The 9,044-nt window shown below is 44.5% G+C and carries 6 protein-coding genes; 3 read left to right on the forward strand and 3 right to left on the reverse strand.

Translation table 11 applies throughout. The annotated features are described in order from the left end of the window. Nucleotides 1-208: 208 nt before the first annotated feature. On the reverse strand, nucleotides 209-664 hold the full coding sequence (gene dksA, locus PR795_RS07240; protein WP_006659320.1) for an RNA polymerase-binding protein DksA: 456 nt from the start codon (nucleotides 662-664) through the stop codon (nucleotides 209-211). A 190-nt stretch (nucleotides 665-854) separates the two neighbouring features. Continuing rightward, nucleotides 855-1,571 carry a DNA/RNA nuclease SfsA gene (sfsA, locus tag PR795_RS07245; protein WP_006659319.1) on the reverse strand — a complete coding sequence of 239 codons (717 nt, stop codon included), beginning with the start codon at nucleotides 1,569-1,571 and terminating at the stop codon, nucleotides 855-857. A 143-nt stretch (nucleotides 1,572-1,714) separates the two neighbouring features. Here sfsA and hrpB point away from each other — a divergent pair, with 143 nt between their 5' ends. Next, nucleotides 1,715-4,174 carry an ATP-dependent helicase HrpB gene (hrpB, locus tag PR795_RS07250; protein ID WP_272516761.1) on the forward strand — a complete coding sequence of 820 codons (2,460 nt, stop codon included), beginning with the start codon at nucleotides 1,715-1,717 and terminating at the stop codon, nucleotides 4,172-4,174. Between the two features lie 191 nt (nucleotides 4,175-4,365). Beyond that, nucleotides 4,366-6,912, forward strand: a complete 2,547-nt coding sequence (mrcB, locus tag PR795_RS07255) for a bifunctional glycosyl transferase/transpeptidase (protein WP_006661059.1) — start codon at nucleotides 4,366-4,368, stop codon at nucleotides 6,910-6,912. A 199-nt stretch (nucleotides 6,913-7,111) separates the two neighbouring features. On the opposite strand, the gene hemL is transcribed toward mrcB, so the two are convergent. Then, nucleotides 7,112-8,401 carry a glutamate-1-semialdehyde 2,1-aminomutase gene (gene hemL / locus PR795_RS07260; protein WP_181480162.1) on the reverse strand — a complete coding sequence of 430 codons (1,290 nt, stop codon included), beginning with the start codon at nucleotides 8,399-8,401 and terminating at the stop codon, nucleotides 7,112-7,114. Between the two features lie 237 nt (nucleotides 8,402-8,638). Between hemL and erpA the strand changes: the two genes are divergently transcribed. Then, nucleotides 8,639-8,983 (forward strand): iron-sulfur cluster insertion protein ErpA, encoded by a 345-nt coding sequence (gene erpA / locus PR795_RS07265; RefSeq protein WP_006659315.1) that lies wholly within the window; start codon nucleotides 8,639-8,641, stop codon nucleotides 8,981-8,983. Nucleotides 8,984-9,044 lie beyond the last annotated feature (61 nt).

A 9,044-nucleotide genomic window follows, 5' to 3' on the forward strand; every position in this document is an offset into this window, starting at 1 on the left:
AAGTCATGGCTAATTATATTTTATATCAATTAACTCAGTGAATATTATACTAATTGTAGATTTTTATCATGTAACGCAAACGATAACAAAAGCAGCAAAAATGAGAATGGAAACATCAGCGAAAAGGGGGAGTTTGAATTTTTTTGAGGGTGCGAATCCTTATAACGGCGCAGGGTTAATGCGCCGTTGAGGACTCCCAATACAACAATTAGCCAGCCATCTGCTTTTCGCGGATTTCTGCTAATGTTTTACAGTCGATGCACAAATCTGCAGTTGGACGCGCTTCCAAACGACGGATGCCAATTTCCACACCACAAGATTCGCAGTAGCCAAAATCTTCATCTTCAACTTTCTTCAGCGTCTTTTCGATCTTCTTGATCAATTTACGTTCGCGGTCGCGGTTACGTAATTCGAGGCTGAATTCCTCTTCCTGAGCGGCTCTATCAACGGGGTCTGGAAAGTTAGCTGCCTCATCTTGCATATGAGTAACAGTCCGGTCCACTTCATCTCTGAGTTGATTGCGCCATGCTTCGAGAATGAGCTTAAAATGCGCCAATTGGGCTTCGTTCATGTACTCTTCGCCAGCCTTCTCATGATAGGGCTCAACCCCGGCAATGGCGAGAATGCTTAAGGACGATGTCTTACGTTTTTGCCCTTCTTGCATAATGCTTCTCCTACACACGCAAATTTTACAAAAACCCCAAGGGGGAAAATTTAAGGTCGCTATAAATATCAGAAGACAGCCGTCTTGGCAATCGTTCATGTGATGAGTTTTGTAATGCTGTGAGGGCAAGCGTGTTTCTTCCCTTCACTAGCACTCATAACTCGATGACCTTGTTTAAATATCGACTAAACTAAAATGACTTAGTCGGGGTGAAGCGAACTGATGTCCCTATTTGCATTTTTTGTTTAGATATATCCACTTGATAACACAGAACTTCGACGCCATTGGCAATAGCCTGTTCTAACAACGCTGCATATTGAGAGTCAATATGTGCAGCGGCGGATACTACGTGGATGCCGCTATGTAAAACAACAAACATAAGTATGGCGCGTTTTCCTTCTTTAGCAATCTGAGTCAGCTCTCGAAGGTGCTTTTGCCCCCTAATTGTTTGGGTGTCAGGAAAATAACCATGACCATCCTCTAGTAAAGTAACTGATTTTACTTCTATAAAACAATCAATTAACCCATCTTGAGCAAGAAAAAAATCAATTCGGCTGTTTTCGTTTCCATACTTCACTTCGGGAGTCACTATACTGTAGTCAGATAATTCTGGAATATGTTTTTTTGCCAACGCTTCTGCCACTAATTGATTTGCCCGCATTGTGTTAATACAAATTAGATGGTTATTTTGAGTTTGCGTTAACTCCCAACTATAAGGGTATTTTCGTTTCGGATTATCTGAGGTGGAATACCACACCGTATCTCCAGGCGTGGCACAACCCGTCATGGCTCCCGTATTCGCGCAGTGTATCGTTATTTCCTCTCCCTCGGGGGTGACGACATCCGCTAAAAAACGCTTGTAGCGTTTAATTAAAGTCGCTGATTTTAATGGGGGGATAAATTCCATGTCTTCTCCGTTTTACTGCGTTGCTCGTGATATAACATGGCCTCATGCTATATAGGCTTATGTGATAGACAGTATTAATGCGTCATATTGGTTAATGCTACAATGCTTAACATAAAAGTTAAACGTCATGGAGTCGCCCCTTAGTGTTCCCTATCTTAGAAGTAAGTAATGACTTACTCGCTGCTTTAGCGAAATCTCCGCAAGTTCTCTTACATGCGCCAACTGGCGCAGGTAAATCCACTGTACTGCCGTTAGAAATTCTCAAAAGTGGGCAGTTCAATGGGCGGATCATTATGCTAGAACCGCGGCGGATTGCTGCACGTTCGGTGGCTGCTCGTTTAGCACAACAGTTAGGGGAATCGATAGGCGAAACCATTGGCTTGCGAATGCGCTCTGAAAGTAAGGTTAGTGCTAAAACACGGCTAGAAGTGGTCACTGAAGGTGTTCTCACGCGTCAATTACAAAATGACCCGATGCTTGAGGGTGTCGAGTTAGTCATCTTGGATGAGTTTCATGAGCGTAACTTACAAGCGGATTTAGGGTTAGCACTGTTATTGGACTCTCAACAAGCATTGCGGGATGATTTAAAAATTCTATTAATGTCTGCAACTCTTGATAATCAGGGGCTTAGCCTGTTATTCCCTGATGCACCTGTGATAAGTTCTCTGGGAAAAGCATTTCCTGTTCAGCGAGAGTATAGACCCATCAATCCGAATAAACCTTTCCATCAGGAAGTCGCTAGCGCGGTTTGGCAATTAATGCAGCAACAAAGTGGTTCCTTATTGCTGTTTTTACCCGGAGTTGGTGAAATTGAACGCACCAAAAGTGAGCTAGAAAAGAGGGTGAGTGAGGATGTACTCTTGTGCCCAATGTATGGCGCTTTATCTATCCAAGCTCAGCAACAAGCCATTTTCCCTGCACCAGAAGGTAAACGTAAAGTGGTGCTTGCCACCAATATTGCAGAAACGAGCTTAACTATCGAAGGGATCCGGCTAGTGGTGGACAGTGGCTTCGAGCGAGTGGGACAGTTTAACCCCAGAAGTGGTTTAACCAAATTAGTCAAAAAACGGATTAGCCAAGCTTCCATGACTCAACGGGCAGGACGAGCAGGGCGTTTAGAGGCAGGGGTATGTTGGCATCTATTTAGCGCAGAGCAAGCTGAACGTGCTGCGCCATTTAGCGAAGCAGAAATCAACAATAGTGATTTAAGTGGGTTATGGTTAGCGCTTCTTCAATGGGGATGTCATGACGTTTCTCAACTTCAATGGTTGGATGTTCCCCCTGATGCGGCATTGTCTGCCGCTAAAACCTTGCTCTTTAAGCTGGGCATGACAGATAGCCAAGGAAAACTCACCTCGATGGGGAATAAAATGGCAGGTATGGGAACGTCAGTCCGTACGGCTGCTATGTTGTACCATGCACAGCAAACTCACAATAAACAGGTTGTGCAGCTTGCGGCATTATTAGTGGCAATTATTGAGGAACCACCTCGTAACGGCGTAACGGATCTTCATACTTATTTAGAGAGACCCACCGAGAATTGGTGTAAGCGGGCATCAGTTTTAAGTGGTGAGAAAGTCACGCAGGCATTGTACAAAACGAACTCATTGATTAGTGAGTGGTTACCAACACTACTAGCGGCAGGGTTTCCGGACTATATTGCTAAATCCCGCGATAACCAAACTCGCTATCAACTCGCAAGTGGCTTAGGGGCAATTTTAGACGACAGTGACCCATTGATAGGGAGCGCTTGGTTAATGGTTGCGGGACTTTGGCAATCAGAAAATTCGGCGGATGCGCGGATCTCCCTAGCCTATCCCATTGAGATTGAAAAACTTCAACAGGATTGCCCATATCTTTTCGATTCCCAAGAAACGGTTGAGTGGGATGAGCAACGTGGCAGCTTGCTGGCGTGGCGCCGCTTACAGTGTGGGCAGTTAGTCGTAAAATCTCAACGGCTGACGAATCCTGAACCTCAAGAAATTAAAAATGCGTTAGTGTATTGGTTGCAGCAAAACGGTTTACAGACGCTAAATTGGCAAGATAATGCGCTGCAATTACGCATTCGCTGTGCGTTAGCTGCTCGCTATTTTCCTGATAATTCGCTCCCTGCAATGGATGATGCCGCGCTACGAGAAACGTTGGATACGTGGTTAGCCCCGTATCTTGATGGCGTGACAAGCAAGAAAAAATTGCAGGATATTGATTTAATGAATTTATTATTAAATCGATTAGACTGGCAGCAACGTCAATGGCTTGATGCGCTTTTTCCTATGACTTACACCGCGCCATCGGGTAGCGAGGTAAGTATTCACTATTCTCTGGATAAACCTCCGATAGCTGAAATTCGTCTACAAGAGGTCTTTGGTGAAAAAACGAATCCGACCGTGGCAATGGGAAACCTGACGCTGACACTATCTCTACTTTCACCAGCTCGGCGCCCGATACAAATTACTCAAGATCTTGGCGCATTTTGGCAAGGTAGCTATAAAGAGGTGCAAAAAGAGATGAAAGGTCGCTACCCCAAACACCCTTGGCCAGATGATCCTGCAAATGCGCAGCCAACTCGACAAACAAAAAAAGCGATGATGAGTGCGAAATAACCTAATTTTGTGCTCTAATAACGGGCTGTAAATTAGGCGGTCGGTCTCGATAGGTAGCGTAAGAAAGTGTAATTAGGAGCTTTCTTCCGTGAAATTCCTTGAATTATGAGCCAAAATTAGTCTTAGATTACATCTACGCATTTTTAGTTAGATTTTAATGCCTATTTAGGTATAGGAGATATGGAGCGACCATGTCCGGTAAAGATTTTGAACCCATTGGTAGACGAAAAAGACGCGCTGCTGAAAAAAATGCATCCTCTTCACGCCGCCGTAGACGCCGCGATGATTATGATGACGATTTATATGATGATGAAGATATTGATGACGAATATCTTGATGATGAAGACGATGAAGAAGAGCAAATGACTAAAAAAGGCTCAAAAAAGAATAAACCTCGTAAGAGTAAATGGCGCTGGTTCTGGCTGCTGTTTAAATTAATGTTGGTATTCGCTGTGATACTGGCAGCTTATGGTTTTTATCTAAACCAACAAATAAAAGAGCGCCTTGATGGTAAGGTGTGGGATCTGCCCGCGGCGGTATATGGTCGCATGGTGAATCTTGAACCTGGCATGGATTACAGCCAAGCTGAAATGTCCAACTTGCTCGAAGGAATGCAGTACCGCAAAGTCAGCAAAATCACGACATCTGGTGAGTTTGTGGTGAAAGGCAATACGATTGAAATTCTGCGTCGACCATTTAATTTCCCAGACCAAAAAGAGGGGCAAGTTCTCGCACGTTTGGTGTTTGAAAATGGCATGTTAAGCAAGATTGAAAACATCGAAAATGGACGCTCATTTGGCTTTTTCCGTTTAGATCCGAAGCTTATCACCATGATGCAATCTGCCAACAATGAACAGCGCTTAGTGCTGCCAATGGCGGATTTTCCTGAATCTCTAATTAAAATTCTCCTTGAAACAGAAGATAGAAACTTTTATGAGCATGATGGTGTCAGCTTATATTCTATCGGTCGTGCGGTGGTGGCGAACGTCACGGCTGGGCGTTCAGTGCAGGGGGGAAGTACCTTAACTCAACAGTTGGTGAAAAACTTATTTTTAACCAACGAAAGAACCCTAAAACGTAAAGCTAATGAAGCTTTTATGGCACTGATTCTCGACTACAACTACAGCAAAGAGCGCATTCTTGAGCTGTATTTGAACGAAGTCTATTTAGGGCAAAATGGTAATGATGAAATTCGCGGCTTCCCATTAGCAAGCCTGTATTATTTTGGTCGTCCAATCAATGAGTTAAGTTTTGACCAACAAGCGTTATTGGTAGGTATGGTGCAAGGTGCATCCACCTACAATCCATGGACTAAGCCTCAAAATGCGATTAAACGTCGTAATATTGTGCTGAAAATCCTTGAAACGCGCGGTGTGATTGATAGCGAAATGTACCAAATTCTCAGTGCAAGACCGCTCGGTGTGAAAAACAAAGAGGGGTTAGTCGCATCTCAACCTGCATTTATGCAGATGGTGAGACAAGAGCTAAATGAGAAATTGGGCGATAAAGTTAAAGATCTCTCTGGTGCGAAAATCTTTACAACACTTGATCCTGTCGCACAAACAGCCGCTGAAAACGCGGTTGAATCAGGTGTGGCTGATTTGCGTAAATCTCGTAAATTAGATGATATCGAAGGCGCAATGGTTGTTGTTGACCGCATCAATGGCGAAGTTCGTGCAATGGTTGGCGGGTCAGACCCGCAGTTTTCAGGCTTTAACCGTGCACTGAATGCTCGTCGTAGCATTGGTTCACTGGCGAAACCCCCTGTTTACTTAGCTGCATTAAGTGAGCCAGACCGCTTCCGTCTAAATACATGGCTATCCGATGAACCACTGACATTAAAAGTGGGTAATCAAAGCTGGAGTCCACGAAACTATAGCCGTAATTTTAACGGACGTATGATGCTAGTGGATGCGCTTGCGAAATCACAAAATATTCCAACCGTAAACTTAGGAATGGAAATTGGTCTTGACCAAGTGATGAACACCTTTATCCGTTTAGGCGCACCAGAAAGTGCGATGGAAAAAGTCCCTGCGATGTTATTGGGGGCTGTGAACTTAACGCCAGCAGAAGTCGCACAAGTGTATCAAACCATCGGTGGTGAAGGTAACCGTGCGAAATTATCTGCGTTACGCTCTGTGATTGATGGTGACGGAAAAGAGCTGTACCAAAGTTACCCATCTGCAGAACGTGCAGTACCGTCTCAAGCCGCATATTTAACACTATTTGGTATGCAGCAAGTGGTACAGCAAGGGACTGGGCGCGTATTACTTAATAAATATGGAAAATACAATCTGGCGGGTAAAACGGGCACGACGAATGACTTGCGTGATAGCTGGTATGCTGGAATCGACGGTAAAGAAGTTGCTATTGTCTGGGTCGGGCGCGATAACAACGGACCAACCCAATTAACAGGTTCAACAGGGGCATTAAGGGTTTATCAACGTTATTTAGATAATCAAACGCCACTGACATTAATCAACCGTGCACCAGAAGGCATTACTGACATGCGCGTCATGATGGATGGACAATTTAGCTGTTCTGACTTTGGTGGCGGTAGGATGTTGCCAGTATGGACGGATGACCCTCAAAGCCTATGCCAAGGTTCCACATCGCAAGACCCTGCATGGAATTTAAATGGGAATAATGAGGCACCGCAAGAAGAGGCTGCACCAGATTGGGTGAAAGATATGTTCGGTGATTCCCCATCCAATTCTCCATCATCCCGCACGCCGTAGCGTTGTTGGCTCCATTCGGATACTCGGGTCACATACGTTTGTATGCTCCCCGAGTTATCCTCGTTTGCCGCTTTGCTACAGCGCACGGGATTTAGGCGAATGTTGAGATAAGCCATAAGTTTGAAAAGAAAACAGATCAAAAAAATAGGCACCGTCTTATGCAGATGGCGCCTATTTTTTTGGATTTTAGTGTGAGAAATTACTCGGCTTTAATTTTTGCCAGTGCAATTTCAGCAGCATTGATGGTGCGCTGGATATCTTCATCACTATGGGCGATAGACATAAATCCAGCTTCGAATGCTGCAGGTGCTAGGTATATGCCTTGTTCTAGCATATAGTGGAAGAACTTCTTAAAGCGTTCCACATCACATTTCATGACGTCTTGGTAGCAAGTAACGGATTCTGCGTCAGTGAAAAATAGTCCAAACATTCCACCCACATGGTTAATCACCATTGGTACACCTTGATCTTTAGAGACACGCTCTAAACCACGAGCGAGTTTATCTGTCAGTTCAGTTAAACGATCATGGACGCCCAATTGGGATACTTCGTTTAAACACGCTAAACCCGCAGCCATTGCGACAGGGTTACCAGAAAGTGTTCCCGCTTGGTAAATAGGACCGATTGGCGCCAATTTTTCCATGATGTCAGAACGACCACCGAAAGCGCCTACTGGCATACCGCCACCGATGATTTTACCTAAACATGTTAAATCAGGCTGGACATTGTAATAACTCTGAGCACCACCAAGGGCAACGCGGAAGCCTGTCATGACTTCATCAATAATCAGCAGAGCATTAAATTCGTCACACAGTGCGCGAAGACCCGGTAAAAATTCAGCTGTTGGCGGAACGCAGTTCATGTTACCCGCAACAGGTTCTACAATGATACAAGCAATATCATCAGGATAATTTTCAAATGCTTGGCGAACAGAATCTAAGTCATTGTAAGTACAGCTTAATGTGTGCTTAACAAAATCTTCAGGTACACCCGGAGAGTTAGGTTCGCCCATGGTTAAAGCGCCAGACCCTGCTTTCACTAATAGGCAGTCGGCATGACCATGGTAGCAACCTTCGAACTTAATAATTTTGTCGCGACCCGTATAACCACGAGCAAGGCGGATGGCACTCATGGTTGCTTCAGTACCAGAGTTCACCATACGGATCATCTCGATAGAAGGAACCAGATCACACACTAGTTTTGCCATTTCTACTTCAGCCGCTGTTGGTGCACCAAAGCTTAAACCTTTGTTAACCGCTTGAATGACCGCATCGCGAATGGCTGGATGGTTGTGACCCAATACCATTGGACCCCAAGAGCCGACATAATCAATATAAGCTTTGCCATCGGCATCATAAATGTAAGCGCCATCAGCGCGTTCGATAAATAACGGAGTACCGCCGACACCATTAAATGCGCGAACAGGGGAGTTAACACCGCCAGGGATTAGCTGTTGAGCTGCTTTATATAATTCTTCGGAATGGTGCATTGCAGGGCTCCTGAAAAGAGACGAAATAAAAAGTTGCCGCTATTCTAAAGCACAAGACTGATTAAACCAATGCTATCAATCACAATGATGAACCAATCACAGTGATTAATAGTAACTCTGTGCTCTATTGTATAACAACACTTGAACCAATCAGTCAGGTGACGGATAATTGAAATATTGATCTAAGTAGGCTTAGCCTTACATATGAATTTACCGATTATCGGTCTGGAGTAATAAATGAGTGATGATGCAGCTCTGCCACTGCAATTTACGGATGCAGCAGCAATTAAAGTAAAAGACTTAGTCGCCGATGAAAATAACCCAAACCTGCGTCTGCGCGTCTACATTACAGGCGGTGGTTGCAGCGGTTTCCAATATGGCTTCACCTTTGATGACCAAATCAATGAAGGGGATATGACCATTGAGAAACAAGGTGTCGCGTTGGTTGTCGATCCAATGAGTCTGCAATATTTAGTCGGTGGTAGTGTGGACTACACTGAAGGGTTAGAAGGTTCACGCTTTATTGTGACCAACCCAAATGCCAAATCAACATGTGGGTGTGGGTCGTCCTTCAGCGTCTGATTTTTCGTCATATTTCGGGTTGTAGGGGTGTTGGCTGCGCTCAGCTCCCCTAGTCACATAC

The organism is Providencia sp. PROV209 (assembly GCF_028479485.1).
Taxonomy (GTDB): domain Bacteria; phylum Pseudomonadota; class Gammaproteobacteria; order Enterobacterales; family Enterobacteriaceae; genus Providencia; species Providencia alcalifaciens.